This window comes from Sulfurospirillum tamanense (assembly GCF_016937535.1).
GTDB classification, from domain to species: Bacteria; Campylobacterota; Campylobacteria; order Campylobacterales; family Campylobacteraceae; genus Sulfurospirillum_B; species Sulfurospirillum_B tamanense.
On sequence record NZ_JAFHKK010000016.1, the window covers coordinates 20,117 to 44,839 of the forward strand.

Here is a 24,723-nt window from a genome sequence, read left to right on the forward strand (position 1 = left end):
CCAAGGAAAACCCTTGGGGATAAAAAACAACTATTTCTTTTTAAAGTACGAAGATTCCAAATCTACGTCTTTACGGTTTGCTTCATCTAGCAACCCTTTGGCTTTAGCCTGTTTGTGCCACTCTTTTTCAAGAGTCTCTTTAAACTTCATCTTCGCCTCAATCTCTTTTTGCAAGTTTACGCCTGCAAGAGTTTGGGCTTTTTCTTTGGTGTCAAAATCAGGTGCCATGTATTGGGCATCACCGTATTTTGCCAAAAGACGTACAAGAGAAATACGCGCTTGTTGGGCTTTTTCACTAGCGTCCGCGAGTAACCGTAAGGTCTCTTCAGGTGCGTGGAAAAATGACCCGTGACTCGCAATAGCGTAATCCCAACGCCATTGTCCATGGCGAAGCAAGGTACGAATCTCTTTGAGCTCTTCGTCTGTGGCGCCAAGCTCCATTGCACGGCCTGTTTCTAGGTGTGCTTTAGCTAGGTTATCCATGGAAATTTCCATCAAGAACTCTTTGCGCTCAAATTTTGTATGAACAATTTCGCGCAATTTATCTTCGCTTTCACGGTGGCAGGTCATACAACTGCGGTCCATGTTATCCAGTGGGTTTCCGATTTTGTGATCAGAATATTTCACTGAACCTTCTTGGGTGTAAGGCATGTGGCAATCGGCACATGAAACACCTTTTTGGTAGTGAATGCCTGTTTTTGCAATCTCATAGCCAGGGTGTTGGGCTTTGAGCATTGGAGTTTTGGAGATTTTGTGCGTCCAATCACTAAAGTCGATACTATCGTAATAGCGCTCCATTCCCTCAGCAGTTAATCCTTCATGCCATGGCAAGGTAACCACCATCGCTGTTTGGTCTTTGCCTGCTTTGTCGGTGTACTCGGTTTTTTTGAAATAATACTCAGAGTGGCATTGCGCGCACACTAAAGAACGTTTTTCTTGGTGTGTTGCATCTTCAAAGCGGGGAAGCCCAGCCACTTCAAGACCACGGTTAAGGTACTCTCGTCCCATGGCAAGCTCAGCAGTTTTGGGATTATGACAATCCAAACACCCTACACTGTTGACCGCTTCACTACCATAACGCGCCCATTTTCCTGTAAAGTACTCAAGCTCGCCATCTTCTTCCATCAAACGCACTACATCAGGAGATTTACACGTCCAGCACGCCGTAGGAAAAGGACCTGTTAGATCATCCACCGGTGCACCCGTGCGCAACGAATTGACATTATCTTGCACCGCATAGTAATGGCCGCGCGGTGAATTGTAGTCAATCGAAAATCGGTACCCTGCCCAAATCACAGGCAATTGGGGTTTTTTCTTGAGCAAATCTTCCATCTCGTCGCCCTCTTTGGTACGTTTCCAAGAATCGTACTGGCGGGGATAGTATTTTGCCCACTCTGAACTCACTGAAGCATTTGCAGGAATCCCCTGTACTTCATTCAGCGCCACGCGCTCTGCTTCTCGCGCATTGATATTGCTTGTTAAAAACGCCATTGAAACAATCGCTAACAATGATGCTACAAGCAACAATTTAAATTTTTTCATCAACACTCCCTTTTATAGTACTTCTTTAACGCCCAAGTTATTTGGCGTTGTTGTTAGTCCTCGCACCTTCCCGTGAGGCACGCCCTTATGGCACTCCCAGCATCGTCTCCCTGTATCCACACTTGAATCATCAAAGGTGTGGTACTTGTCTGCATTGCTCACTAGCGTCGAAGTAAGGCTTGCATGGCAGGAGATACAATTCTCTTGCACACGCCTTGCGCCATCATCGCTGATTTTGATGCTGTGGTCAAAACTCTGCAGCGTAAAGGCAACTGAGTGATTCCAGCCATCAACCGCTTTAGCGATGTATTTGTCCACAAAATCCCCGCGCGGCAAATGGCAATCTACACAGGTTGCGTTTCCAAAATGCGCACTGTGTTGCCATGTGGCGTATTGTGTGTTCATAACATGACAATTGATGCACGCTTTAGGATCGCTAGAGAGGTAGGAGAGTGCTTTTGATGCATGCACTGTGTAGGCAAACATTCCTACAGCAAAGATAAATGCACCCAATGCACTAAATATAAGGAATTTATTTGGTTTCAACATTCCCTCCTTGATTTGAATTGGTTGCCTGTGGCAACGCCGCCGCTTTCCCCTTGGGTCTCGCGCCTCCTCTTTCGCAAACCCAACGATTTTTGATTGGTAACACTTCTTACCAATACATGCGGGATTGTACTGGATTGACGAAGAATAAATCATTGACTTAGGTCAATGAAACAGAAAAATGTTATCAAATAGTTTTAAGCTTTAATTAAAAATTATCTTGGAAAAAGCTCTACATGTAAAGAAAAGGAAGGGATTTTAAAAAGCATACCGCCAAAAAAAACAAAGCGGCTACCTGACGAAAAATAAAAAAGCTTCCCGCAAGAAGCCTACTCAAAAATCTGGCGTAGTTTTTCCCCATCAAACTGTGTAATCCGCAACGTTTCGTCCATGCTAATCAGACCTTGTTGTTTGAATTTCGTTAGGGTGCGTGAAAGGGTTTCGGGAGTAAGATTCACAAGGGATGCAATCTTGGTGTGTTTAAAATCCCCAAAAAACTCCGTATGCTCGATAATAAACTTCGCCACCTTGGCTTCAGAGGTGAGGATAATCTCCTTGTGTACTACTTCGGACATGATTTTTAGCTTTGCAGAGAGGGATTGGATGATTTTAAAGGAGAGCTCAGGGTTATTAAGCAGCTCTTTCTTAAAGGTTTCATATTCGATTTTAAGCACTTGCCCATCCACCATAAACTCAGCTGTAGCAGGATAGGGAATGGCTTCAAAGTTAGCCAACTCAGCCACAAAAGAGATGGGGTAAAACTGGTGCAAAAAAATCTGCGTCCCTTTGAAATTGGTCTTATAGAGTTTTAACACCCCATCAAGGAGTACATGTAAATACGTCGGTTCTTCTCCCTCAAAAAAGAGAATCTCCCCTTTTTGATAAGACTTCACCGTACTAATGCGTTCCAAAATCGCCAAATCTTCTTGGCTAAGTTTTGAAAACAAGGGGATTGTTTGTAAATCAACCATTAAAAATCCTTTATCCGAAACCTTACAGAGCAAACCCTTAAAAAGAGTTAATTTGTCCTAAACTCCTAGCGCAACGAGCCCGCGCACTCCGTCGATAAACATTTGCACTGCCAACATCAAGAGCAACATTCCCATGAGCCGCTCTAGTGCCATTAGACCCTTGGGCTTTAATACTTGGAGTAAAAAAGGCGAAAGCAGCATCACAACCGCCGAAAATAGCCACGCCAAAAGAAGTGCACCAAAAAGCGTTCCCGTGGCCTCAGCGTGGGCACTAGAGAGCACCAACAACGTCGCTAGCGCCGAAGGGCCTGCCACTAAAGGCATCGCAATGGGCACCACAAAGGGTTCTCCTTCTTTGCCATACAAGCTCGCACTCCCCGCCTCTCCTGGAAAAATCATCTTCACCCCAATGACAAAAAAGATGACCGCCCCTGCGATGCGCACCGCTTCGGTTTCAAGGTGCATCATGGCTAAAAAACTTTCACCAAAAAACAAAAAGAGGGCCAAAATCACTAGGCCAATGGCCATCTCTCTAGCGATAATCCGCCGCTGCCTCTCTTTGGGAATTCCCTTTAAAATACTCAAAATCACGGGCACGTTTCCAAAAGGGTCCAACACAAATACCAGTAAAATTGCTGTTGAGAAAAGGGAAAAATCACCCACAAAATCTCCTTAGTTAATTCTTTATTTACTGTTTATTTAGACGCTGTTTAACTAGGGGGATTATACTTCACTTGTCCAAACAAAGCAACACCCTTTTTGTAAATCAAGAGCCCCACCCGCCAATCGGGGCTCTTGTCTTTTTCCCCTCTTTTATCTTTCCCTCTTAACCTTTCCCTTACGCAAATCCGTTATAATGGCAAACATTTAATTCCAAAGGATACTTATGCCTATTTATGTCGTTGGCCACACCAATCCCGATTCAGACTCCATCTGTGGCGCCATTTCCCTTGCGTACCTTAAAACCCAACTCGGACAACCCTGTATGCCTGCACGCCAAGGAGAAATCAGCCCTGAAACGCGCTTTATTTTGGAAAAATTTGGCGTAGAAGCCCCTGCGCTTAAAACCGAATACGCAGACGAAGAGGTCTACATCGTGGACCACTCCGACCTTGCCCAAAGCCCCAAAGACATCAAGCAAGCGACCATTCTTGGCATCGTCGACCACCACAAACTGGGTGACCTCACGACCGACACACCCCTAGAGTGTTGGATTCGCCCCGTGGGATGTTCTAACACCATCATCAAGCAAATGTACGATTACCATAATGTGGAAATCCCCAAAGACATCGCAGGCATTATGCTCTGCGCCATTTTAAGCGACACAGTTATTTTCAAATCCCCCACCTGCACCCGCGAAGACACCAAAGCCGTCAAAGAGCTCGCCAAAATCGTCGGACTTGAAGACCCACGCGCCCTTGGCATGGAGATGTTCATAGTCAAGTCCGCGGTTAAGGGCACAAGTCCAAGAGAGCTCATCATGCGCGATTTTAAAGACTTTAACATGAGCGGTTCCATGGTGGGCATCGGGCAACTCGAAGTGGTAGATTTGAGTGTATTCGATGAAATGAAAGAGGCACTCTTCGCCGAACTTGAAGTCATGAAAAACGAAGCAAACCGCCACAGCATCATGCTTCTTTTGACCGACATTATCACTGAAGGTTCGCAACTTTTGTGCCTCAGTGACGCCCCTGAAAAAGTCGAACACGCCTTTAACACCACCCTTGAAAGCCGCCAAGCGTGGCTTCCTAAAGTCCTTAGCCGCAAAAAACAAGTGGTGCCCTTCCTCGAAAAGGTATTTGCCTCTTAACCCCTCAAAAGGGCTGGGTAATTCTCAGCCCTTTTCTTTTTCTTTTTCTTTTAAGGAACAAAACTGTTCCTCTTTTAGAACTTCGTAAGATATATCCAACTAAAATAGTTGTCTATATCTCCAAAATAGCGAGGTTCCCATGCAGCGACGGACATTTAACAAAGTGTTGGGCTCAGGTTTGTTGGTGGCGGCTTCCCCGTCGCTTATTAAAGGACTTTTATTTGCCAACGATGGCACACTCTTTGCCAGTTACGAAAGAGCTTTGCTGGTGGATGAAAAAGGTGAGCCTGTTCGCCTTGGCGCCCTTGCCACAGAAGTGCCTTACGTATTTCACTACCCTCATATTGCCACACCCTGTTTTCTCATCAAGCTTCCAGAGCCCCTCAAGCAAGAGGTTGCCCTAAAATCTTCTTCTGGAGAAACCTATCTTTGGAAAGGCGGTGTGGGCAAGGAAAAGAATGTGGTTGCTTTTAGCGCCATCTGCTCCCATGCGCTCACGCATCCCAACCCAGAAGACAGTTTCATTACCTATGTTCCCAAAGGTGGACAAACCATGGCTTATGACAAAGGTGGTGTAGTGGTCTGCTCTTCTCATCTTTCGGCTTTTGACCCAAAGCAAGGCGCTAAAAGCGTAGCAGGGGAGGCCAAAGACCCTCTTGCCTCTATCGTGCTTGAATACGACGAAGCCAATGATAAAGTCTATGCTTCTGGCGTACTGGGCATGGAGATGTTCCATCAGTATTTTCGTATTTTCCGCCCACAACTGGCCGACAGGTTTCAAAGCGCGCGCAAGGCGAGACAACTTGTCAAAGTTTCCACCGCCACAGTAACGCTGAGTGCATTTACAAAAGAAATTATCCAATACTAAGGGGAGATGATGAAAACAATGATAACATTGGCACTCGCCATGATGCTTAGCACCGCATTAAGTGCTGCCCAGTACACCAAAAAAGAGCGTTTAGAAGATATGCGAGCCATGACAAATGCTCTAGGCCACATGCAAAAAACCCTTGTTGGGCAGTGCAAAACCTGTCTTTATAAAGGTGCGGAAGAGTTAGTGTTGGCCCTTCGCGCTCTTGACTCAGTAGATGTAGAGGACTATTTGCCAAAAGAGCAAGCCAGTGCGCACAAGTTTGCCACCAAAACCGCCAAAAGCATCAAGGTGTACACAAAAGCCATGGTGAAAGCGTATGATGAAAAAGATTATTTTGAAGCTATTGACATGTACGGACTCATCTTAAACCAATGCGCCTCATGCCACATGCGAGTAAGGGACTGGAACAAGTAGCCAGTCCCATTGTTTGGGGTCTTACACCCCAAACATATCGCTCATAATCCCTCGGTACCACTCCCTTGTAGCCTTGCCAAGTTGCGGCGTTCTGAATTTTCCAGTTGTGGCATCCTTAGGCACAAAACCCTTGCCTAGCAAACCTCCATTTTCAAAGACAAACTCATGAGTAACCATAATTGCCTCTTCCGGATCGGCCCCCACCATAGAGTAGCACATGTTGGCATTTTTAAAAGGAATTCCAGCCATTTCATCTACCGATTTGCCCGCAAGGCGTAGGGCAATATGGCTACCTGCACGCTTACCAGCCCAGTTTGCCGCCTGACCACTAGCAGGAACACCGTGCCCCACACAATCCCCAACCACATAAACACTAGGGTCACTCACAGAGACAAAACCTGCTCCCTTAAGCCGCGCGCCACCCCAAGCATTTGTCTCAATACCTGCCATGGCAATCACTGGATTGGCTTTGTTTTGGGGAATAAGATTCAACACCTGATAAGGCAAAACGTGCTCTTTGATGTTGAAGTTATCGTCTTCTGTTGTGTAGACAATCTCTTTAGCATCCAAATTAACGTCTTTAATCTTAACCTCTCCAACAAAAACAATGCGGTCTTTAAAGAGGTCATTGAATGCTTCTTTAAACGCACCTGCTTTGGCTTGAGGCTCATTGGCCGCATCTAAAATAATCACCTTGCCTTCGATGCCTTCTTTCTCCATATAATGTGCAATCATGCACGCACGCTCATAGGGTGCGGGTGGGCAGCGGTATTTACCAAAAGGAACCGTAATAACCACATCTCCATCATCCATTTGCTCCAATTGGCGCTTTAGCGCAAGGTGCTCATTGCCCGCAAGCATTGCCGAAGGCGCTTCTTGGGCTACCCGAGCAATTTTAGCGGCATCCCACTGAGGAAATTGTTGGTCATAAGCATAGGCAATCCCTGGAGAAAGCGCCAAAATATCATAGCCTATAGTTCCATGGCTCGTGGTAACAGTTTTTTTAGCCCTATCAATACCTAACACTTCGCACTGGATAAACCGATACCCAAACTCTTGAGCTGGCCCGTAATAATCCCGCGTCAACACATTCAAATCCGCCCCATCCATTTCCGCAAGGTAGGTATTGGAAAAAGGGCACGAAAAGAAAAGGTCGCGACGCTCTAACACTACCACTTCACTCTCAGGATTGTTCTGGCGTACAGATTTTGCAAGGGCAAGCCCTCCAAATCCACCACCAACTACCACTACGCGGTTTCCTTTTGGGGCAGGCATCAACGTTGGTTGTGTTTTTTGTTTTTCCTTTGGAGTTTTTGGTTCTATCAAAGAGCTACATCCGCCTACTGCAGCAGCAACCACACTTAAGCCGCCGACTTTTAATACGTCTCTACGATTTAATCCCATGTCTCACTCCTTATAATGTTAAGTAAACTTGTCACCATCATAACCCTTTTTCATTGAAATAATTGTTAAACTAATACAATAATATCACTCAACAATACTAAGCTTTACCAAAAAAGACTCATTAAGAATCTCTTGCTATAATACCCACCCATTTAACCATGTAAAACCTTTACATGTAAACCCCATTTAACAGGATACAAATGTACCGATTTGCCCTCTCTCCCACAGAAGATATGCACCTAGGCAACCTTCGCGTTGCACTGCTTAATTACCTGTGTGCCAAAAAGGATGGGGCGCGTTTTCATGTGCGCATTATGGATAACAACAAGGCGCGCAACGGAGATGGCAAAGACCAAGAGATGCTAAACACGCTTGCCGTTTTTGGCATCGCTTATGACGTCTTGCATTACCAAAGCGAAGCCCTAAAATTCCACCACCAATGTGCCGCCTCCTTACTCTCAAATGGCAAAGCTTTTTCGTGTTTTTGTACCTCTCAAACCCTCAAAACCAAAGAAAAAATAGCTAAAAGCAACGGTGAAGCTTACTTGTACGATGGCACGTGCGAAACCCTAAGCAACGAAGAGGTGCTTAACAACGAAGGGCCCTTTACGGTGCGCATCAAAGCCTCAACCCAAAACCCCGAACGCTTTGTCCTACTTCACCACGACAAAAGCCCTACGGAAGATTTTGCTTGCGCGGTGGATGACATGCTCCAAGGCGTTGGCGTGGTGCTTGATGACGAAGAGTGCGTGGCACGAGCGTCCAAGCACGAATACATCCGCCATAGCCTTGGGTTTAATGAAACCTTACGCACCGTTGCATTACCCGTCCTCTTAAATACCAAAGGCGAAAAAATGGGTGCTCAAGATGACGGGTGGCGAGTGGACTGGTTACTAGAACAAGGGTTTTTACCCCAAGCCATCAGCAACTACCTTCTTTTGCTTAGCACCAACGCCCCTTGCGAACTCTTCACCGCCGAAGAGGCACTGGCATGGCTTGATGCGAGCAAGGGCTTTGCTCCTAGCGCACCCTTTGACATACGCACCTTGCGCCACCTCAACCGCGAACACCTCTTGCGCATGGAAGATGCGAAACTGGCTGCGTTGCTGGACTTTTCGGGAGCCGATTTTGGAAAATTGGCTAAAATCTACGCCAAAGAAGCCCCAACGCTAAAAGAGCTTAAACCCAAACTTCACGCCATCTTTTCCCCAAAAGTCCCGCCAAAGGGCGCCGAAGAGGCGTTTAAAACCTTACAAAATGCCCTGCTTCAAGCACCCCATTGCCAAACCCTTGAAGTGCTTAGGGCACACCTTGAGCTTACATGTAAAGGCGAAAGCTCTCTTGAGCTTTTGTATGTTCTGCTCACAGGCTCTTCCCACGGGCCAGCACTTGAAGAACTCTACCCTCTTATCACCCCATACCTAAAGGAGATTGTCCGCTCATGATTTTTTCAACACTTATCGAAGCTATCGCACAGATACTACACATGGTGATTACTATCTATATCTGGGTTATTATTATTGCTGCCCTTATCACATGGGTACGTCCTGACCCTTACAATCCCATTGTTCAAGCCCTTATGCGCCTCACGCAGCCTGTGTATGCCTTTATTCGCCGCTACATTCCCACAGTCATCGGCGGGATTGATTTGGCGCCTATTATTGTGATTTTAGGATTGCAGTTTTTAGACCTGTTTCTTGTAAAGTTACTTTTTGGGTTGGCTAATGGGCTTTAACCGCGTCGGGTCTGTTTTACTTGCGGGGTCTTTGTTTACATGTAACCTTTTTGGGGTAGCGCTGAGCATTGAAATCCTAAGTGCCTACCCCAGAAGCCTCGCAAAAGATTATTACATACACCGGTACCTCACCGAAAACAACCCCACGGGCGCGGAAGCTTGGGAACTTTTAGGCCAAGTCAGTCGCATGAGCAATACCTTGCTTTACGCCTTTGGGGACACCGTAGAAGAGCCTGGGTTCAAAGAAGCCATTAGGTGTTTGCGCTTAAAAACAGAGGATTTCATCAAAGCCTCTGTGGATTGCCAAGCCATTCGCGCTACGCCTTATGTGATGCTTTCTTTGGAAAAAAGCCAACAAGAACGCCTAAAAACACGCCTCCAAAAAGCCTATCCTGAGCTCTTTTCATGGCTTGACCCCTTGCTCTCAACCACGCCCCTTCAAGCAATGCTTGAAAACGAAACCAAACACTTTCTCTATCTTTACACAAGTGGTGGCGAAGCGTTTCGCAAAGAGGTGCTCAACCAACCTCTTTCAGAAGAAACCCTCCTTACCCTGAGCACCCAACCGCTGTTTGAACGCTTTCTTACTCAGGTGGTTTTTGAACGCACCCAGACCAATGTAGCCGCTTCATTGCTAGCACTTTCCCCTCAAAAGGCTCCTTCTCTTTCGGGTCAGAGTGCCTTTTTGCTGGGCCTTAACGCCCTTGAACAAACACAAAAAGAGCTTGCCCTTGCTTGGTTTGACGCGAGCTTTAAAAGCGCCTACAACCGCCAAGACAAAGACAGAGCGCTTTTTTGGAGCTATCTTCTCACCAAAGAAGAAGCTTACCTCAAAACCCTAACCCAAAGTTTTGAGCCCAACCTCTACACCTTGGCCGCCCGTGAGCGCTTGGGTGCAGAGGAATTTGAAGTCGCTTCGCCTACGCCAACTGTTTCTGCGCTGAAAAACTACTCCATCACCGACCCATTTACGTGGCGGCTAACGCTGGAACACATCAGAAAAAGTGAAGATTTAGGAGTCTTTTCTGAGCGTTTTTTCACCGAAGAGACTCTGCCTCAATACGCCTTTATCAAAGAGCGACAAGAGCGTTTTCAAACCCCTTATTTCATCACGCCTTACGCGCAACATCTTGAAGGGCTTGCCCCCAAACGCAAAGCACTCATTTTAGCCATCGCCAGACAAGAGAGCCGTTTTATTCCCGCTGCAGTTTCTACTTCATACGCCCTTGGCATGATGCAGTTTATGCCTTTTTTGGCCCGCGACATTGCCAAAAAAGAAGGAATAAAATCCTTTGACATCGACCACATGTTTCAACCCAAAATCGCTTACCGTTTTGCGAATATTCACCTTGATTACCTTGAATCATGGCTCTACCATCCCCTTTTTGTAGCATATGCGTACAACGGAGGGATAGGGTTTACAAGGCGCATGTTAACGCGGGGGGATTTGTTTAACGAAGGGCCTTATGAGCCATTTTTAAGCATGGAATTGGTGCCTTACGCAGAAAGCCGCGAATACGGCAAAAAAGTGCTCACTAATTACATTATCTACAGCCGCCAAGCGGGGCTAAATGTCTCTATCTGGGATCTTTTTCAAAGTTTAAGCGAACCTGCCGCAACGGATCGATTTCGATCTGCAAAATAAGCTTATCAGGGTAGCTTAGAGGCGCTTTGATGTGATAATAGTGACTCCAACTGTTTGCCATAGGTAAAAGTTCAAGTAAAGGGCTGTTGTGCTCCAAATACTCCCATGTGGCATTTACATCATTAACTTGTGCACCTAAAATAGGAGCACGGTAAGGGTTCTCACCCCCTTCGTAAAGTGCAATAATGAAATGCTCATGGGTATTTGGAGGCGTTGCCTCATGGATAATGTCGTTTAAGTACGTTCCTACTACTAAAAAACGTTTTTCATCTTCAATGATTTCTGCTTTTTGGGTTTTGGTAATGGCTTGGTTTTTCAACACCACGTCCGTTTGGATTTTTTGCGCGCATCCTACTAAAAAAAGTACTGTCAACCCCAATATTACATACCGCATCACATGCCCCGATTTTTAAAGTGGAGTATTGTAGCTTGTTTGGCGTAAGGAAAGGATTAAAGAGAAGAAGAAGCGGGTTATAAACCTTTTTTTGTTATAATCCCCCAATTTTAAGCACAAAGAGAGTGGTATGAACGCACGCGCCATCGCCTTTTCAGGACCTTCTAACAGTGGTAAAACAACCGCCATTGTCAAAGTTGCCAATATCCTAAGCCAAACCTACAAGCTCGCCATCATCAAGCATGACCCCAGCGACAAAGCTGTCTTTGACAAAGAGGGAAAAGACAGTTGGAAATTTAGTCAAACGGGTGCAGAAGTTGTGGTCGCCTCCCCTAGTCGCACCACCTATTTTTCCAAACAATCCCGCGACATTGAGGGCATTATTAGCATGCTTGGGGAGTTTGAGATTTTGTTAGTCGAGGGCCTTAAAACCCTTCCTCTGCCACGTATTTCTGTCTTTCGCGACCGCTTAGACCCTGCGTATTTTGACGTCAGCGACGCGTTGGCCGTGGATGAGAGCGTGGATTTAAAAGCGTATGACATCCCCTCTCACTTAGACATCCTTGACCTAAACGACCCCGAGGCCTTGTGCGCGTGGATTTTGGCCCACGCCAAAGAGGTAAGGAGAGAAAATGACTGAGATTTTTGACGCCATCAAACACGCCGCCATTGGCATTAGCCGTGCCATCGTAAACGCCGACACGGGCGCCACAAGCCACACCAACGCCACGGGCGATACCCAACTTAAACTTGATGTCTTAAGCGACCACATCATCGAAGAAGCCTTTGCTTCAGTAACTAGCGTGCAAGCCATCATTAGCGAAGAAAAAGAGGTTCAAACCCCCTTACATGTAAAAGGACGCTACATCGTCGGGTACGACCCATTGGATGGGTCAAGTTTGGTGGATGTCAACCTGAGCGTGGGCTCTATCTTTGGGATTTACGAAGGGGGCATTAGCGGGGCAAACCTCAAAGCCGCCGTGTACGTGGTATACGGCCCTAGGGTCGAGCTAGTCATCGCTCACGAAGACGTGCGGCTTTACCGCCTCACTCCGGAAGGTGCGTTTGCTTTTGTGCGTACCTTGACCTTAAACCCCAAAGGCAAACTCAACGCCCCAGGAGGCACCCAGCAGCACTGGCCTGCCCATCACAAAGCCATGATTGGTGGGCTGTTTGCTCAAGGGTACCGCTTGCGCTACTCAGGGGGCATGGTGCCAGACTTGCACCAAATTCTCCTCAAAGGGGGCGGGTTGTTTTCCTATCCTGCTACGTCTGATGTACCCAAAGGAAAACTGCGCATGGTCTTTGAAGTGTTTCCCTTTGCCTTTGTTTACACCCTAGCAGGCGGCGAAGCCATTGATGGCAACGTGCCTTTACTAAGCCTCACACCTAGCCATGCCCACGACACCACGCCATGCTTTTTTGGTTCCCGTGAAGAAATCGCCACGGTGAGGGCAACCTATGCAAACCACTGAACCTTTAGATGCGTTTGAACGGCGGCTTGATGAAGTCAAGGAGCGATTGCAAGCGTGCCAGAAAGAAAAAACTTACGAGAGTTGCACTCCATGCGACGCCCTCTTTACGTGTACCCTTCGCAAAGAGTACGTTGCTGCTGTATATGACAGCATGGCCAAGGGCCAAGGCGGCGGCTTTGAATTTTAACCCACAGGAAATAGAATGAAATCTTACGTCACTACTCCCATTTACTATGTCAACGACGTGCCCCACATCGGGCATGCTTATACCACCATCATTGCCGATACCATGGCGCGCTATTATCGCCTTAAGGGCAGCGACACGTTCTTGCTTACAGGCACTGATGAACACGGCCAAAAAATCGAACAAGCTGCCAAAGCCAGAGGCTTTACACCAAAGGTGTATGCCGATGAAATCAGTGGTAAATTTAAAGCCTTGTGGGATGATTTTGACATTAGCTACAACCATTTCATCCGCACCACCGACGAAGAGCATAAACGTGGGGTACAAAAAGCCTTTGAAGTCATGCTTGCCAAAGGTGACATTTATAAGGGCGAATACGAGGGCTTTTACTGCGTAAGCTGTGAAACCTTTTTCACTGAAACCCAGCTTTTGGATGATGGCGGATGTCCAGATTGCGGAAAGCCCACCAATCTTGTCAAGGAAGAAAGCTACTTTTTCCGCCTCTCAAACTACCAAGATAAGCTTTTAGAGTGGTACCACAAAGAAGAAAAATGCGTCGTGCCAAAGGGCAAAAAAAACGAAGTGATTAGCTTTGTCAAACAAGGCCTCAGGGATCTCTCCATCACCCGCACCAGTTTTGATTGGGGGGTAAAACTGCCCGAATCCATGAATGACCCCAGACATGTCATGTATGTGTGGCTTGATGCTCTTTTAAACTACATCACCGCCCTAGGATATGGCAAAGACGACGCCAACATGGGCTACTGGCCTGCCTCTGTGCAACTTGTAGGCAAAGACATTTTGCGCTTTCATGCCATCTACTGGCCTGCGTTTTTAATGAGCCTTGACTTGCCTCTTCCCAAACACGTCGCCGCACACGGTTGGTGGACGCGCAACGGTGAAAAGATGAGCAAATCCAAGGGCAACGTGGTCAACCCCAAAGAGGTCGCGGATGCGTATGGACTGGAAAATTTTCGCTTTTTCTTGCTCCGTGAAGTGCCTTTTGGACAAGACGGGGACTTTAGCCAAAAAGCCCTCATCGACCGCATCAACTCCGACCTTGGCAACGAATTTGGTAACCTTTTAAATCGCATCATTGGCATGAGCGGCAAGTACAGTGCGCACGTTATCGACTCTGCCGACGTCAAAAAATTCTACGCCAAAGAGCTCGAAGAGGCACACGTTATCTTGCGTGTCGTGGAAAATTACATCCAAGAAGTGCAAACCAACCGCTACTTGGAAGAGCTCTGGAAAGTCCTCACCCTTGCCAACCAATCCATCACCATCCACGAGCCGTGGGTAAAAATCAAAGAGGGTAAAACCGAAGAGGCCCTCGCCCTCGTGGCCCTCGTGGCCAACCTTTTGGCTAAAGTGGCTGTATTGCTCTCCCCCATCATGCCTCAAACCTGCCAGAAAATCGCCCAAGGGATGCACTTCCCCTTAGACAAGGAGGGCTACGACGCACTCATTGCCCAAGAAACGCTTCTTGCACCTTTTACTATCGAAAAAGTGCCACCTTTGTTTCCACGTATCGAAGAAGAACGCATGGATTCACCCGAGCCCACACCTCCGCCAAAAGAGACTTCCAAGGAAACATCAAAGGAAGCAAAAGTTCCAACCGAGGGGCTTGTGGATGTTAAAGAGTTCTTCAAAAGCCAACTCAAAATCGCCACTATCGTCGAGGCTGAAGAGGTACCTAAAAGTGCCAAACTTCTAAAACTCCAAGTAGACCTAGGCGAGGGCGCAACCCGCCAAATCATCGCAGGCATCAAAGAGCACTACAGCGCCCAAAGCCTTGTGGGAACCCAAGTGTGCATCGTGGCCAATTTAAAACCCGCTAAAATCATGGGGCTTGAAAGCCACGGCATGTTACTTGCAGCGAAAGATGGCACAGGTCTTTGCCTCATGCGACCCGAAACCCCAAGAGAAAGCGGTGCATCGGTAGGATGAGACTTGAAAGCTTGCTTAGACTCACTGAAGGAGAACTTCTCACCACGCCTTCGGTGAGTGCCACAGAAGGGTTTGCGCAAGAGCCTTTACATGTAGAGCGTGGGTTTGCGTATTTTGCGCAAGACAGGCTTATCTCTTCCATTCAAGAAGCCGTAAAGCGTGGTGCTTACGCCATCTTTACCGACAAAGACGTACCCGTTAGTGACCCTGAGATTGCGTGGATTCGCGTTGAGAGTATCGAAATGGCGCTCATCCGTCTCATGCGCTTTGAGATTGCCCACGCCAAACACACCTTTGTGCACCTTTCTCCTCTTGAGTACGCCCTTATGCGTGCGCTCTCTTTGCCAAAGTCGTTGTGTTTTTTGGGCGATTCCCTTGCCCACTCTTTTACTACCATCATGAACGCCGCCGCGCCATTGCATGTCTTTTCCACCAACCGTGCTTTGGTAGAAAAAATCGCCCCCACCTTTGGCAAGCTTCCAGACCCGCAATACGCCCCTAGTCTTTTACAGCACAGTACCCTCTTTCAAAGCAGTTTTACCCATAAGGGGCGCTACTATGCTCACTTGCCACTTTCTTCTTTATTTGTCACTTCTTTTGCACAAGTGGTGGAATTTTTGGACACATTGGGGATTACGTATTCTCCTTATCATTTAAAACCCATCGCGCATTTTGAGCCAATTTTTGTAGACAAGCGGATGCGCATTCATCCTTTTGGCACCACGCGCCAAGCCCTTATTGTAGAGTCTAACCCCCAACTTTTTGCCCAAGAGTTGGCTTCCATCGCGAGCCATTACCCTGAGTTAAAAATGCTTACATGTAAGCCAGAAGGGCAAGCTTTACATGTAAACACAACCCATACCTATGCGCACACTCACGAACTCCTGGGGTTGCAAGATTTTCGCTATGCTTTAGTTTTGGGCAACAAAGAGACCATTGAAGCAACCCTGAGCGACCAGTCTGGGCTAGCCCAATTAACACTCTTTTAGGAAACCCTATGATTACTTTTGAAAATGAAACGGATTTTGTTTTTTCCCTAGAACCCCTAGAGGCCATTGCCAACACCCTTAGCACCCAAGAAGTTGAATTACTTTTGGTTGAAAAAGAAGCCATGCAAGCCCTTAACCTCCAAACACGCGGGATTGATAAACCCACAGATGTGCTAAGTTTTCCCCTAGAGCCTTTTCCCCATGCTCCCCTTGGGAGTATTGTGATTAATCTTGATGCCGTACTGGAGGTGTCCAAAACCCTTGGCCACACGCCTGAAGCAGAGATAGCTTTGTTGTTTATCCACGGTTTATTGCACTTGCTTGGGTTTGACCATGAGAGCGACACAGGACAAATGCGCCAAAAAGAAGAAGAGCTCATTGGTACTTTTGGCCTCCCTCCTAGCCTCATTGTTCGCACGGAGAAGTGATGGAGTATCTTGTTTTTTTAGCATCCATGAGTGCGCTCATTTATGGCGCGAACCGCATCATCGAACAAAGTGAGCACATTGCGTTACGTTTTGGCATTTCCCATTTCGTCATTGGAGCCACACTCATAGCTCTTGGAACAAGTTTGCCCGAAATGGCCACCAGTATTTCTGCTAGCATTCAAGGCAAAGGTGAAATGGCTGTAGGGAATGTCATAGGCAGCACCACCTTTAACATTACGCTGGTACTAGGACTTATTTTTCTCATCGCCAAAACCATCACCCCTAAACGCGACATGTTTGCACACGATAGCGCATGGGCGCTTTTTCCTTTTGTGCTTTTTTTACTCATGGCGTATGATGGCGCTATTGGATTTTTGGATGGGGTGCTTTTTTTGATGATGATGGGGGCTTATTTACTCTTTCTCAACAAGCAAGAAACAGGTCTTGCACACGAAGAGCCAAACTGTGAAAACTTTTCTTTAAAACAGAGTGCTTTTTGGCTTTTACTTGGCTTTGGGTTTGTGATTGTCGGGGCGCATTTCACTATCGACAGTGCGGCGTTGATTGCCCGCAATTTTGGGGTAGATGAGTGGTTGATTGCCCTACTTCTCATCGCCTTTGGGACGAGTTTACCCGAACTCATTGTCAGCATTGTGGCGGCCAAAAAAGGCAATGGTGACATGATTGTGGGCAATATTGTCGGCTCTAATGTGGCCAATTTCACCGTCGTTTTAGGTGCTTCAGCACTTTTTAGCCCGTTGCCTGTTAATTTTGCAACCCACGGTTTTGACATAGCTTGCGCTGGGGCGGCGAGCGTGATGCTTGTGTTTCTCACCGCCAACCGCCTTTATAACGCTTCTGCAGGAATAGGCCTTCTGGCTATTTTTGCCCTGATGCTCATTAGTGGCCTCGGGCAATTTTTAGCCTAGACTTACCACACAAACAGGAGGTGCATCCTCCCACACTTGGGGTAACAACTCCTTCATGAGCGCGTTGTACGCCTCATTGACATCGCTTTCACATCCAATAAACCGATGGGTAATCCCAAGTGCGGGAGCAATGTGGCGCTTGAATATTTTCAAATCCAACTCCCCGTGCAAGGCATTGATGTGGTCTTGGTCTTTGATAAAATAGGTCGGAAATGTTGCTTTTGAAATCAAATATTCTGAGTTTTCATGCACGCTAATACGTGAAAAAGAAGCTAGGCTTTGCCGCAGTGCCTCTGTACGTGCTGGCGAATGGGTGCCCTCTTGGCAAACAACAAATACATGCAACCAATCACATTGCCCAAGGGCTTGGTTAATCAGTGCCGTTTCCCTCTCTTGAAGGGGTGAATCACACAAAACAACACTGCCAATGTTTTTTCCATCAACACACTTTTGGCGCAAACCCTCTTTAAACTGTGCCAGATTGTCGCTGTTTTCCATCAAAATAACTTCATCGCCGCTGGATTCGATTAATCTAAACCCATGAGACTCAAAATAGGCCTGATTTTTAGGGGCGCTAAACAAAAAAAGTTCTTTTTGCCCCCGTCTTTTTGCTGCTTCTAAAAGCTCATCAATCACCTTAAGCACAAAGCGCTGACCTCTTAAGCGCGGCGTTACAGCAACGCACTTAAGAATCTTTCCGCTAATGCCACCACATGCCACCATTTCGCCCTCTTCGCTAGCGGTGACAAACAACTCCACATCATCGCTTAGCTCCAATGCATTTTTATCCAAAAAGTCTTTGACCTTTTGGACACGCCGCTCATTAGTCACATCAAACTCGCTAAAGCGCACCCATTGCCCCATGGATTCTCCTTCATTTGCCTAATTTTGTACCAAAAGTGCCTAGCTTTTAGTACAATACGAAAATCGTCAGTGGATTATAACAACGCAAACTTGCATTAAGCTTTGGTTTTTCTTAGCTGTTTTTTTTAGTTATTTTACTTCTGACTTATTTTAAAACTTTTTTAAGGTCTATAATGGAAACAGTGGGTGTTATTGGGATTATCGGCGTACTTATTGTTGCCTCATGGCTTTTGCTAAAACCTGGCGCTGCGCCCAAAAGCAAGCGGGAAAAACAAGCGCAAATTAAAGCTTCCTACCTGCTTTTTCTCGATCAAAAACTCTCTCCTTTTAAGGATGATAGAGAAAGATTCATGAACGAAAAGGCAAAGCTACTGAAGCGTTTTTCTAAAGAATTGCGCCACAACCTCTTTTTTGACGAGGAAGAAGTACGCGCACTGTTGAGAGAACTGGCTTATTTTGAGCCAAACTAAACCTTTACATGTAAAGCTTATTCAGCCTCAATATAGCCCAACTCTTCAAGCTTGTTGTAAATTTTGGTCACGATTGGCCCTGCTGCTTGACCGCCATGGCCGCCGTGTTCCACCAGTACGGTTACGACGTAACGTGGGTTTTTGTAAGGACCATAAGAGGTTAGCCACGCATGAGAGCGGTGAAAATACTCCATCTCCTCTTCTTTAATGCGCTTTTTGACATCTTGCCCAATCCCCACCACTTGCGCTGTCCCTGTTTTGGCGGCAACTTTAATTTTTGAGTTGATTAGTCGCCAATAGGCTGTACCATTGGGGTGATTGGCTACTTCATACATTCCTTTTTGGATATGGGGCAATTCTGCCTTTTCAATTTCTGTGAGAATCTCTTCGTCTACAGGATAGACAACCTCTTCGCCATCAATGCGCTTTACAAAATGAGGAGTGACTTTTTTGCCTGTTGCCAAAATCCCCGTATGCAGGGCAACTTGCAACGGCGTTGAGAGAAAATACCCTTGCCCAATGGAAGTAATGAGGGTTTCTCCTTGGTACCATGGCTTTTGGTAGCGTTGCATTTTCCAGTGGCGCCCTGGCACTGTCCCAATAAATTCATTGGGCAAATCCACACCCGTACGGTCTCCAAAACCAAGACGCTCCAACACGGGCGTCAGTGCATCAACACCTACTTTCAGACTTGCTTTATAAAAATAGTCATCACAGCTTTCTCTAATCGCTTTGTTTAAATCCGTGTGTCCATGCCCGCCATCACGCCAACAGCGGAAGTTCCGCCCACCAAGTTCAAAGGATGCCGTACAATAATACGAAGTCTGGCGCGTAATTTTCTGTGTTCCCAAAAGCGCCAACCCCACCCCCATTTTGACAACAGAACCAGGAGGATACAGTCCATTAACTAGTTTGTTGGTAAAAGGATTATCAAGATTGTTCATGAGTTCTTGCCATGCTTCATGGCTAATGCCTGTGACAAATTGGTTTAAATCATACTCAGGAAAACTTCCCGCAGCCAACAACTTGCCATCTTCCACATCCATCACCACCACAGCCCCCGCATCCTCAGCAAAAATTTCTGAAATGTACTGTTGCAATTCAAGGTCGATGGTAAGTTCAAGGTCGGTACTGCTTGGCAACGTCTTAGAGAGCTCTTCGATCTCTTGGTTAAATGCCGTTACTTTGGTGCGACGCTCACCCTCTTTTCCTTGCAAAACTGCATTATAGTAGTGCTCAATTCCCGTACGCCCCACATGGTTGGTTAGGCGTGAAATAGGGTCTTCGTTATAATCGTCCAAATTGGCACGGCCTACATAGCCAATCACATGGGAGGCTAGTTTTCCGTAAGGGTAGTGGCGCTTGGAGCTGGGCACAATTTTCAGATTATCACGTAAGCTAATCCGTGAAAAATGTTCAATCACAGCATCGTAGGAGATAAAATCAATAACAGTCACAAACCCTTGAAAATAAGGAGAATCTTTACGCAGATAGCGTTTTTTTAACTCCTCGGGGTCTTGTTTTAAAAGGGTGCTTAAAAATGCAATTTCTTCATTTAAAATAGCTTCTTTAGAGCGCGCGCTTAAATGGGGTGTAATTCCCACCGAAAAACCCAAACGGTTAACCGCCATCGGCCGCCCTTGGGCATCCATGATAGACCCACGCAATGGGGCCAAACGCTCAACCTTAATGGCATTTTGATTGGCAATTTCCTCGTAGTAAGTGTTGGACTTGATGCTTATATAATAAATACGCACCATCAAAATCACCCACACAAGCACAATAGCACTAAAGACAATTCGCATACGCATCAGAGTCGATCCCGAAATAAGATAATTGCCAGCACTGCATCTGTTGCGATATAAAGGGCATATTCCCAACCGAAAGCAAAAAAGGAAGTGTTCATAATGTAGGCTAAAAGGGTGTTGGTCGCGAACACGCCCACGTACCCTGAGGCCACAAAAGCAACCAAAATACATGGGCGGCACTTAAAGGCACTTTTAATCCAATCTACCACGAGGGCATAAAAAAGAAACAGAAACATGAGCGTCGAAAAGAGGTAAAACCCTTTGTTGAGCTCTGTAAAAATCAAGTATCCAAAAATTGCATTGCGCAACCAAAAACGCTCTTTCATGGTTTTTTCTTCTTCTTCTTTAAGCAACACAGCATAACAAAAGAAAAAGCCAATCAATGGGCTTAGCAAAGGATATAATGAAGAAGCGACTTGGTACAACACCAGTCCGCCAACCAAGGCTCCGTTTCTTACAGAGAATAAATCAGCGCGATCTCTTCGCATACTGGAAAATACTTACATTTAATACAATCGGCCCAGATTTTATGGGCAGGAAGGTCTTCTTTAGGGATTTCACGAAAATCCAAACGCTCGAAAAAGGCTTTTTGATAGGTCAAGGTAAACACTTGTTTAACACCATAGGTTTTTGCTTCTGCTAATAGCGCTTTAACAATGTGTGAACCCACTCCTTTGCCTCGCAGGGTATCAGAAACAATCAAACTACGGACTTCTGCTAATGTGGGTGCATGAAAATGCAACGCCCCAAACCCCGCCAGCACCTCATCTTCAAACGCAAGCATGTAGGAGCGAATGTTGGTTGCCATCTCATCACTGCTACGGTGTAAAATAATCCCTTTATCCACCTCAGGCTTCACCAGTGCTTGCATCGCAGCGATGTCTTGCAGGGTTGCTTTTTTGTAAGTAATCACGCTTGTGTTCCTTCAAATAAATAGTGAAAGATGGCCTCGGTTGCCTTAGCAATCCCCCGCTGTTTCAACACCGACACAAACATGCTATTGGGGTAAGATTTACGGATGAGCGCAAGCTCGTTTTGCTTGAGTTTATCGCTTTTAGTAAACACGGTAAGCATCTGTTGGTCTGGACGCAAATGAGACTGTATATGTAAAGAGACTTGCTTATCGATTTCTAAATCAGGATGCCTTGCATCCACCAGCACCACAAACAAACGAATGGAAGCACGCATAGTGATGAATTCAGTGAGGTTTTTTTGCCACGCCGCTTGTTCGCTTTTTGAAACTTTAGCGTAACCAAAGCCAGGTAAGTCCACAAAACGGGCATGGAACTTTTCACCCTCTTTATCAAATACCACTTCAAAAAAATTAATCAACCGTGTTTTACCCGGTGTCGAAGATTTTTTGGCTAAGTTTTTTCGGTTTGTGAGAGCATTGATGAGCGAGCTTTTGCCCACATTAGAACGCCCCAAAAAGACCACTTCCATACATCCTTCAGGCATACATTCACGCAACGAAGGAGCCGAGGTCACAAAGGCGGCTTCGGTGATGCGAATCATTGGGCACTCTCTTTTTGATTGTTCATTTGAAAAATGAATTTTACAGGCTCGCTTGGCTTGCTGTCTACCGCGTAGCTTCCTGTGGCTTGATTCACCGTAATGCGCTCTCCGTATACCTTACGATCTGTTTCAATTTCATGCAAAAAACCATTCTCTTGCACCGTATACACTAAAGCAACTGGGTCATACGTGAGCACCTTCCCACTAGCAAAATAGCGCACCTCATTCATGGTGATATTGGCCTTGGCGTTTCCTGTTGCCTCATACATCAAAGGTTCTTTTTTAGCATTAAATGTGATAGTCAACACATCAGAGGTCAACACATCAGTCCCCTTAGTTACTTTCACATTCCCTGTAAATACCGCTTTTTGTGCCGCTTCGCTCGCATTAAAACGCTCAGCGACCACTTCAACCTGTTCGGCCAACATTAACCCAAAACTCAACATCATTGCTACTATAATTCTCATGGTTTCTCCGTTTCTAAAAGTGCGTCTATCTTGGTCGCCTCCAAGGTTTTTTCATCCATATGGTAGACAAATCCCTCCCCTTTACTTTGGTGGGGGCCATACATGGCCAAAAAAGGAAGGTTGCCTTTTAGGACTTTATTTTGACGGTCGTAAGTAGCCTCTTGGCTCTCAAAACTCACCTCGTCGCTTCTAGCGAAGTACACATCCCCTTTTAGAAAAACAAATTTTTCCGTGATAGTAGCACTGTTTGCCCGCAGCAAGCTCACATAAGTCTCACCTCGCATTAAGGATTCGGCCACAATCAGCTCATCATAGGTGGCAAAACGCTTTAGAGTTTTGGCGTTCGTGATGCTTTGCACCCCAAGGTCTGAAATCTCATAATTTCGCACCCCGTGCATCACCATATGTGCCGCTTTTGGGTCTTTTGGCTTAAAGTCAAAAAAATACTGCTCTTGGGCCATTAAGAACAGAGCGACACACATCAATGTGCCCAAAAAAACATACAAGGTTTTTAGTGCCAAAGTGCTTCAAGCTCCTTTTCTCGGCCTTCATTTTCCAAAATAAGCTCAATCATCTCTCGCGCAGCCCCTTTCCCACCCTTACATGTAAGGACAGTGTTAACCAAAGAACGAATCTGTTTTGCCCCGTCTTTTGGGGTAAACGACCAACCTGCTTTTGTGAGCATTCCTTGGTCGTTAAGGTCGTCCCCTAAAATTGCCACATTTTCCCACGCTAAATGCTCTTCTTCTAAAATACGTTCCAAGATGGCAACTTTGTTTTTTACCCCTTGGTGCACATGGGCCACATTTAACTCTTTTGCTCGACGCTCCACTATAGAGGAGTTGCGCCCTGTGATAATAGCAACCTTTCCACCCAAGCGACTCCACGCCTCAATAGCTAGGCCATCTTTGACGCTAAAGGACTTTAACTCTTGGCCATCGCTTGCATAGGTAATGCGACCATCAGTTAAACAGCCATCCACATCAAAGACTAAAAGATGAATCACAGCACACCTTTGGTGCTAGGAATGCTCCCGCGCGCGCTGGGTGCCACTGCTCTTCGCAAGGCTACAGCAAAGGCTTTAAAGGCGGCTTCGGTGACGTGGTGACGGTTTTTACCGCGCTCTTGAATAAGATGTACGCTTAGTCCCGCGTTGGTAACTAGTGCGCGAAAAAACTCCTCTACAAGCTCTCCATCAAATTCGCCAATTTTTCCCTCTACATCTAGCTCGCACACTAAAAAAGGACGGTTACTCACATCTAGTGCGCAGCTTACAGCCGCTTCGTCCATCACTACCGTAGCGTTACCATAGCGCTCAATGGCGCCCACAGGAAAAAGTGCTTCTTTGAGGGCTTGACCCAACACAATACCCACATCTTCTACGGTATGGTGAAAATCCACGTGGGTGTCGCCTTTACATGTAAGAGAGAGATTGAGCCAACCGTGTTTACTCAGGGCTTCGAGCATATGGTCAAAAAACCCAACGCCCGTACTAATCTCACTTTTTCCCTCGCCATACACCTCTAAACTAAGCACAATTTGCGTCTCTTTGGTTGTGCGTTCTTTTGTTATCATCGTGAATCCCTTATAACAAATGACCCTTGGTAACGCCCAAGGCCAATAAAATCTCGCGCCTCATCTTCGCTTCTAAATCCACCCAAATACACACGGTAAATCGGGCTTCCATCCAATACGCCCTCTTGCACACTTGCAGGGTATCGCCCCTCTTCCATTTGATGCTCTTTTGCAAAAGCGCGCGCACCCTCAACGCGTCTAAACGCCCCAATTTGAACCAAAAATTCCCCGCCATCAACCTGCTTGGCTGCCTGCGTTGTTCCGCCAACTTTTCCTGCAAACCCAAGCACATCTAGGCGCACCGGCGCAGTGCCTGATTGAATCATATCAATGCGTTGTGCGCCCGTATAAGAAAGGTCAATGATACGGCTTGCCACAAAAGGACCACGGTCATTGATGCGCACCACAATGCTTTTACCATTTTGCAAGTGGGTCACCCGCACCATAGTGTTCATAGGTAGAGTTTTATGCGCTGCGGTCATGGCGTACATGTTATAAATCTCACCGTTGGAAGTTTTTTTACCGTGAAAATCTTTCCCGTACCAACTGGCAATTCCACTAAAAGAATCCCCAAGGCTCACTGTTGTGGGGTGGTAAGTTTTGCCATTGATAGTGTAAGAGCGCATGGTGGCACGGTGCATTTGAGGCGTGTCAATGATTGCGCCTTGAGACTTTGTGGGCGCATAGTACACACGCTGCTTAGAAGAACAGCCACCCAAGGCCAACAAAAGCAT

General features: G+C 46.4%; 30 protein-coding genes. 14 read left to right on the top strand and 16 right to left on the bottom strand.

Translation table 11 applies throughout. The features are described from left to right. Positions 1-30: 30 nt before the first annotated feature. The 4 genes from nrfA to JWV37_RS08000 all read right to left on the bottom strand — a co-directional run bounded on the left by nrfA (position 31) and on the right by JWV37_RS08000 (position 3,722). Positions 31-1,542, bottom strand: a complete 1,512-nt coding sequence (gene nrfA / locus JWV37_RS07985; protein ID WP_205459268.1) for an ammonia-forming cytochrome c nitrite reductase — start codon at positions 1,540-1,542, stop codon at positions 31-33. Between the two features lie 12 nt (positions 1,543-1,554). Beyond that, positions 1,555-2,091 (bottom strand): cytochrome c nitrite reductase small subunit, encoded by a 537-nt coding sequence (gene nrfH, locus JWV37_RS07990; RefSeq protein ID WP_371829336.1) that lies wholly within the window; start codon positions 2,089-2,091, stop codon positions 1,555-1,557. Between the two features lie 326 nt (positions 2,092-2,417). Continuing rightward, positions 2,418-3,059, bottom strand: coding sequence for a Crp/Fnr family transcriptional regulator (locus JWV37_RS07995; protein WP_205459270.1), 642 nt, complete (start codon positions 3,057-3,059; stop codon positions 2,418-2,420). 57 nt (positions 3,060-3,116) lie between these two features. Beyond that, a complete protein-coding gene (locus tag JWV37_RS08000) occupies positions 3,117-3,722 on the bottom strand; it encodes a MarC family protein (RefSeq protein WP_205459271.1) in 606 nt (201 codons plus the stop codon). 223 nt (positions 3,723-3,945) lie between these two features. Here JWV37_RS08000 and JWV37_RS08005 point away from each other — a divergent pair, with 223 nt between their 5' ends. The 3 genes from JWV37_RS08005 to JWV37_RS08015 all read left to right on the top strand — a co-directional run bounded on the left by JWV37_RS08005 (position 3,946) and on the right by JWV37_RS08015 (position 6,157). Next, positions 3,946-4,869: a manganese-dependent inorganic pyrophosphatase gene (locus JWV37_RS08005; RefSeq protein WP_205459272.1), complete on the top strand. Its 924-nt coding sequence runs from the start codon at positions 3,946-3,948 to the stop codon at positions 4,867-4,869. A gap of 139 nt (positions 4,870-5,008) precedes the next feature. Next, positions 5,009-5,737 carry a Rieske 2Fe-2S domain-containing protein gene (locus JWV37_RS08010; RefSeq protein WP_205459273.1) on the top strand — a complete coding sequence of 243 codons (729 nt, stop codon included), beginning with the start codon at positions 5,009-5,011 and terminating at the stop codon, positions 5,735-5,737. Positions 5,738-5,746: 9 nt separating this feature from the next. Beyond that, on the top strand, positions 5,747-6,157 hold the full coding sequence (locus tag JWV37_RS08015) for a hypothetical protein (RefSeq protein WP_205459274.1): 411 nt from the start codon (positions 5,747-5,749) through the stop codon (positions 6,155-6,157). Positions 6,158-6,178: 21 nt separating this feature from the next. Here the strand turns inward: JWV37_RS08015 and JWV37_RS08020 are convergent, their stop codons facing one another. Next, positions 6,179-7,561: an FAD-dependent oxidoreductase gene (locus JWV37_RS08020; protein WP_205459275.1), complete on the bottom strand. Its 1,383-nt coding sequence runs from the start codon at positions 7,559-7,561 to the stop codon at positions 6,179-6,181. 200 nt (positions 7,562-7,761) lie between these two features. Here JWV37_RS08020 and JWV37_RS08025 point away from each other — a divergent pair, with 200 nt between their 5' ends. The 3 genes from JWV37_RS08025 to JWV37_RS08035 are packed head-to-tail and all read left to right on the top strand — an operon-like array spanning position 7,762 to position 10,941. Next, positions 7,762-9,006 carry a glutamate--tRNA ligase family protein gene (locus tag JWV37_RS08025; protein WP_205459276.1) on the top strand — a complete coding sequence of 415 codons (1,245 nt, stop codon included), beginning with the start codon at positions 7,762-7,764 and terminating at the stop codon, positions 9,004-9,006. Next, complete coding sequence (locus JWV37_RS08030) at positions 9,003-9,296, top strand: YggT family protein (protein WP_205459277.1); 294 nt, start codon at positions 9,003-9,005, stop codon at positions 9,294-9,296. The genes JWV37_RS08025 and JWV37_RS08030 overlap by 4 nt, the downstream gene beginning before the upstream one ends. Continuing rightward, complete coding sequence (locus JWV37_RS08035) at positions 9,274-10,941, top strand: lytic transglycosylase domain-containing protein (protein ID WP_205459278.1); 1,668 nt, start codon at positions 9,274-9,276, stop codon at positions 10,939-10,941. The genes JWV37_RS08030 and JWV37_RS08035 overlap by 23 nt, the downstream gene beginning before the upstream one ends. On the opposite strand, the gene JWV37_RS08040 is transcribed toward JWV37_RS08035, so the two are convergent. Continuing rightward, on the bottom strand, positions 10,874-11,335 hold the full coding sequence (locus JWV37_RS08040) for a hypothetical protein (RefSeq protein WP_205459279.1): 462 nt from the start codon (positions 11,333-11,335) through the stop codon (positions 10,874-10,876). The two genes, JWV37_RS08035 and JWV37_RS08040, sit on opposite strands and share 68 nt — an antisense overlap. Before the next feature lie 130 nt (positions 11,336-11,465). Here JWV37_RS08040 and mobB point away from each other — a divergent pair, with 130 nt between their 5' ends. From mobB to JWV37_RS08075, 7 genes are read left to right on the top strand one after another with little or no spacing between them, the layout of a single operon-like run. Beyond that, positions 11,466-11,975 (top strand): molybdopterin-guanine dinucleotide biosynthesis protein B, encoded by a 510-nt coding sequence (mobB, locus tag JWV37_RS08045; protein WP_205459280.1) that lies wholly within the window; start codon positions 11,466-11,468, stop codon positions 11,973-11,975. Next, complete coding sequence (locus tag JWV37_RS08050) at positions 11,968-12,810, top strand: class 1 fructose-bisphosphatase (RefSeq protein WP_205459281.1); 843 nt, start codon at positions 11,968-11,970, stop codon at positions 12,808-12,810. Before mobB ends, JWV37_RS08050 begins: the two co-directional genes overlap by 8 nt. Next, the gene (locus JWV37_RS08055; protein WP_205459282.1) at positions 12,797-12,997 is read left to right on the top strand and encodes a hypothetical protein; all 201 of its coding nucleotides are present in this window, start codon (positions 12,797-12,799) and stop codon (positions 12,995-12,997) included. Before JWV37_RS08050 ends, JWV37_RS08055 begins: the two co-directional genes overlap by 14 nt. Positions 12,998-13,012: 15 nt before the next feature. Beyond that, a complete protein-coding gene (gene metG, locus JWV37_RS08060; protein ID WP_205459283.1) occupies positions 13,013-14,944 on the top strand; it encodes a methionine--tRNA ligase in 1,932 nt (643 codons plus the stop codon). Beyond that, on the top strand, positions 14,941-15,933 hold the full coding sequence (locus JWV37_RS08065; RefSeq protein WP_205459284.1) for a hypothetical protein: 993 nt from the start codon (positions 14,941-14,943) through the stop codon (positions 15,931-15,933). Before metG ends, JWV37_RS08065 begins: the two co-directional genes overlap by 4 nt. Before the next feature lie 8 nt (positions 15,934-15,941). After that, positions 15,942-16,361, top strand: a complete 420-nt coding sequence (ybeY, locus tag JWV37_RS08070) for an rRNA maturation RNase YbeY (protein ID WP_205459285.1) — start codon at positions 15,942-15,944, stop codon at positions 16,359-16,361. Beyond that, positions 16,361-17,290, top strand: a complete 930-nt coding sequence (locus JWV37_RS08075) for a calcium/sodium antiporter (RefSeq protein WP_205459286.1) — start codon at positions 16,361-16,363, stop codon at positions 17,288-17,290. The genes ybeY and JWV37_RS08075 overlap by 1 nt, the downstream gene beginning before the upstream one ends. Here JWV37_RS08075 and JWV37_RS08080 read toward each other — a convergent pair. After that, on the bottom strand, positions 17,282-18,154 hold the full coding sequence (locus JWV37_RS08080) for a GNAT family N-acetyltransferase (protein WP_205459287.1): 873 nt from the start codon (positions 18,152-18,154) through the stop codon (positions 17,282-17,284). The two genes, JWV37_RS08075 and JWV37_RS08080, sit on opposite strands and share 9 nt — an antisense overlap. Before the next feature lie 173 nt (positions 18,155-18,327). On the opposite strand from JWV37_RS08080, the gene JWV37_RS08085 reads away from it, so the two are divergent. After that, positions 18,328-18,624, top strand: coding sequence for a hypothetical protein (locus tag JWV37_RS08085; protein ID WP_205459288.1), 297 nt, complete (start codon positions 18,328-18,330; stop codon positions 18,622-18,624). 17 nt (positions 18,625-18,641) lie between these two features. On the opposite strand, the gene mrdA is transcribed toward JWV37_RS08085, so the two are convergent. Genes mrdA through JWV37_RS08130 form a run of 9 tightly spaced genes read right to left on the bottom strand, consistent with a single transcriptional unit; the run spans position 18,642 to position 24,723 of the window. After that, positions 18,642-20,435 carry a penicillin-binding protein 2 gene (gene mrdA / locus JWV37_RS08090; protein WP_205459289.1) on the bottom strand — a complete coding sequence of 598 codons (1,794 nt, stop codon included), beginning with the start codon at positions 20,433-20,435 and terminating at the stop codon, positions 18,642-18,644. Then, positions 20,435-20,920 (bottom strand): hypothetical protein, encoded by a 486-nt coding sequence (locus tag JWV37_RS08095; RefSeq protein WP_205459290.1) that lies wholly within the window; start codon positions 20,918-20,920, stop codon positions 20,435-20,437. Before JWV37_RS08095 ends, mrdA begins: the two co-directional genes overlap by 1 nt. Further along, positions 20,887-21,345 (bottom strand): N-acetyltransferase, encoded by a 459-nt coding sequence (locus JWV37_RS08100; RefSeq protein ID WP_205459291.1) that lies wholly within the window; start codon positions 21,343-21,345, stop codon positions 20,887-20,889. Before JWV37_RS08100 ends, JWV37_RS08095 begins: the two co-directional genes overlap by 34 nt. Beyond that, positions 21,342-21,947: a ribosome biogenesis GTP-binding protein YihA/YsxC gene (gene yihA, locus JWV37_RS08105; protein ID WP_205459292.1), complete on the bottom strand. Its 606-nt coding sequence runs from the start codon at positions 21,945-21,947 to the stop codon at positions 21,342-21,344. The genes JWV37_RS08100 and yihA overlap by 4 nt, the downstream gene beginning before the upstream one ends. Further along, positions 21,944-22,414 (bottom strand): LptA/OstA family protein, encoded by a 471-nt coding sequence (locus tag JWV37_RS08110; RefSeq protein ID WP_205459293.1) that lies wholly within the window; start codon positions 22,412-22,414, stop codon positions 21,944-21,946. Before JWV37_RS08110 ends, yihA begins: the two co-directional genes overlap by 4 nt. After that, positions 22,411-22,935: a hypothetical protein gene (locus JWV37_RS08115; RefSeq protein ID WP_205459294.1), complete on the bottom strand. Its 525-nt coding sequence runs from the start codon at positions 22,933-22,935 to the stop codon at positions 22,411-22,413. Before JWV37_RS08115 ends, JWV37_RS08110 begins: the two co-directional genes overlap by 4 nt. Continuing rightward, positions 22,926-23,420 (bottom strand): KdsC family phosphatase, encoded by a 495-nt coding sequence (locus JWV37_RS08120; RefSeq protein WP_205459295.1) that lies wholly within the window; start codon positions 23,418-23,420, stop codon positions 22,926-22,928. The genes JWV37_RS08115 and JWV37_RS08120 overlap by 10 nt, the downstream gene beginning before the upstream one ends. Then, entirely contained in the window at positions 23,417-23,989 is a 573-nt protein-coding gene (gene hisB / locus JWV37_RS08125) for an imidazoleglycerol-phosphate dehydratase HisB (RefSeq protein ID WP_205459296.1), read from the bottom strand. The genes JWV37_RS08120 and hisB overlap by 4 nt, the downstream gene beginning before the upstream one ends. After that, complete coding sequence (locus JWV37_RS08130) at positions 23,986-24,723, bottom strand: septal ring lytic transglycosylase RlpA family protein (RefSeq protein WP_205459297.1); 738 nt, start codon at positions 24,721-24,723, stop codon at positions 23,986-23,988. The genes hisB and JWV37_RS08130 overlap by 4 nt, the downstream gene beginning before the upstream one ends.

Bases quoted from the DNA above. Each gene is read 5' to 3' on its own strand.
- nrfA (WP_205459268.1), bottom strand. From the start codon at position 1,542: ATGAAAAAATTTAAATTGTTGCTTGTAGCATCATTGTTAGCGATTGTT.
- nrfH (WP_371829336.1), bottom strand. From the start codon at position 2,091: ATGTTGAAACCAAATAAATTCCTTATATTTAGTGCATTGGGTGCATTT.
- JWV37_RS07995 (WP_205459270.1), bottom strand. From the start codon at position 3,059: ATGGTTGATTTACAAACAATCCCCTTGTTTTCAAAACTTAGCCAAGAA.
- JWV37_RS08005 (WP_205459272.1), top strand. From the start codon at position 3,946: ATGCCTATTTATGTCGTTGGCCACACCAATCCCGATTCAGACTCCATC.
- JWV37_RS08010 (WP_205459273.1), top strand. From the start codon at position 5,009: ATGCAGCGACGGACATTTAACAAAGTGTTGGGCTCAGGTTTGTTGGTG.
- JWV37_RS08015 (WP_205459274.1), top strand. From the start codon at position 5,747: ATGAAAACAATGATAACATTGGCACTCGCCATGATGCTTAGCACCGCA.
- JWV37_RS08020 (WP_205459275.1), bottom strand. From the start codon at position 7,561: ATGGGATTAAATCGTAGAGACGTATTAAAAGTCGGCGGCTTAAGTGTG.
- JWV37_RS08025 (WP_205459276.1), top strand. From the start codon at position 7,762: ATGTACCGATTTGCCCTCTCTCCCACAGAAGATATGCACCTAGGCAAC.
- JWV37_RS08030 (WP_205459277.1), top strand. From the start codon at position 9,003: ATGATTTTTTCAACACTTATCGAAGCTATCGCACAGATACTACACATG.
- JWV37_RS08040 (WP_205459279.1), bottom strand. From the start codon at position 11,335: ATGCGGTATGTAATATTGGGGTTGACAGTACTTTTTTTAGTAGGATGC.
- mobB (WP_205459280.1), top strand. From the start codon at position 11,466: ATGAACGCACGCGCCATCGCCTTTTCAGGACCTTCTAACAGTGGTAAA.
- JWV37_RS08050 (WP_205459281.1), top strand. From the start codon at position 11,968: ATGACTGAGATTTTTGACGCCATCAAACACGCCGCCATTGGCATTAGC.
- JWV37_RS08055 (WP_205459282.1), top strand. From the start codon at position 12,797: ATGCAAACCACTGAACCTTTAGATGCGTTTGAACGGCGGCTTGATGAA.
- metG (WP_205459283.1), top strand. From the start codon at position 13,013: ATGAAATCTTACGTCACTACTCCCATTTACTATGTCAACGACGTGCCC.
- JWV37_RS08065 (WP_205459284.1), top strand. From the start codon at position 14,941: ATGAGACTTGAAAGCTTGCTTAGACTCACTGAAGGAGAACTTCTCACC.
- ybeY (WP_205459285.1), top strand. From the start codon at position 15,942: ATGATTACTTTTGAAAATGAAACGGATTTTGTTTTTTCCCTAGAACCC.
- JWV37_RS08075 (WP_205459286.1), top strand. From the start codon at position 16,361: ATGGAGTATCTTGTTTTTTTAGCATCCATGAGTGCGCTCATTTATGGC.
- JWV37_RS08080 (WP_205459287.1), bottom strand. From the start codon at position 18,154: ATGGGGCAATGGGTGCGCTTTAGCGAGTTTGATGTGACTAATGAGCGG.
- JWV37_RS08085 (WP_205459288.1), top strand. From the start codon at position 18,328: ATGGAAACAGTGGGTGTTATTGGGATTATCGGCGTACTTATTGTTGCC.
- mrdA (WP_205459289.1), bottom strand. From the start codon at position 20,435: ATGCGTATGCGAATTGTCTTTAGTGCTATTGTGCTTGTGTGGGTGATT.
- JWV37_RS08095 (WP_205459290.1), bottom strand. From the start codon at position 20,920: ATGCGAAGAGATCGCGCTGATTTATTCTCTGTAAGAAACGGAGCCTTG.
- yihA (WP_205459292.1), bottom strand. From the start codon at position 21,947: ATGATTCGCATCACCGAAGCCGCCTTTGTGACCTCGGCTCCTTCGTTG.
- JWV37_RS08110 (WP_205459293.1), bottom strand. From the start codon at position 22,414: ATGAGAATTATAGTAGCAATGATGTTGAGTTTTGGGTTAATGTTGGCC.
- hisB (WP_205459296.1), bottom strand. From the start codon at position 23,989: ATGATAACAAAAGAACGCACAACCAAAGAGACGCAAATTGTGCTTAGT.
- JWV37_RS08130 (WP_205459297.1), bottom strand. From the start codon at position 24,723: ATGCTTTTGTTGGCCTTGGGTGGCTGTTCTTCTAAGCAGCGTGTGTAC.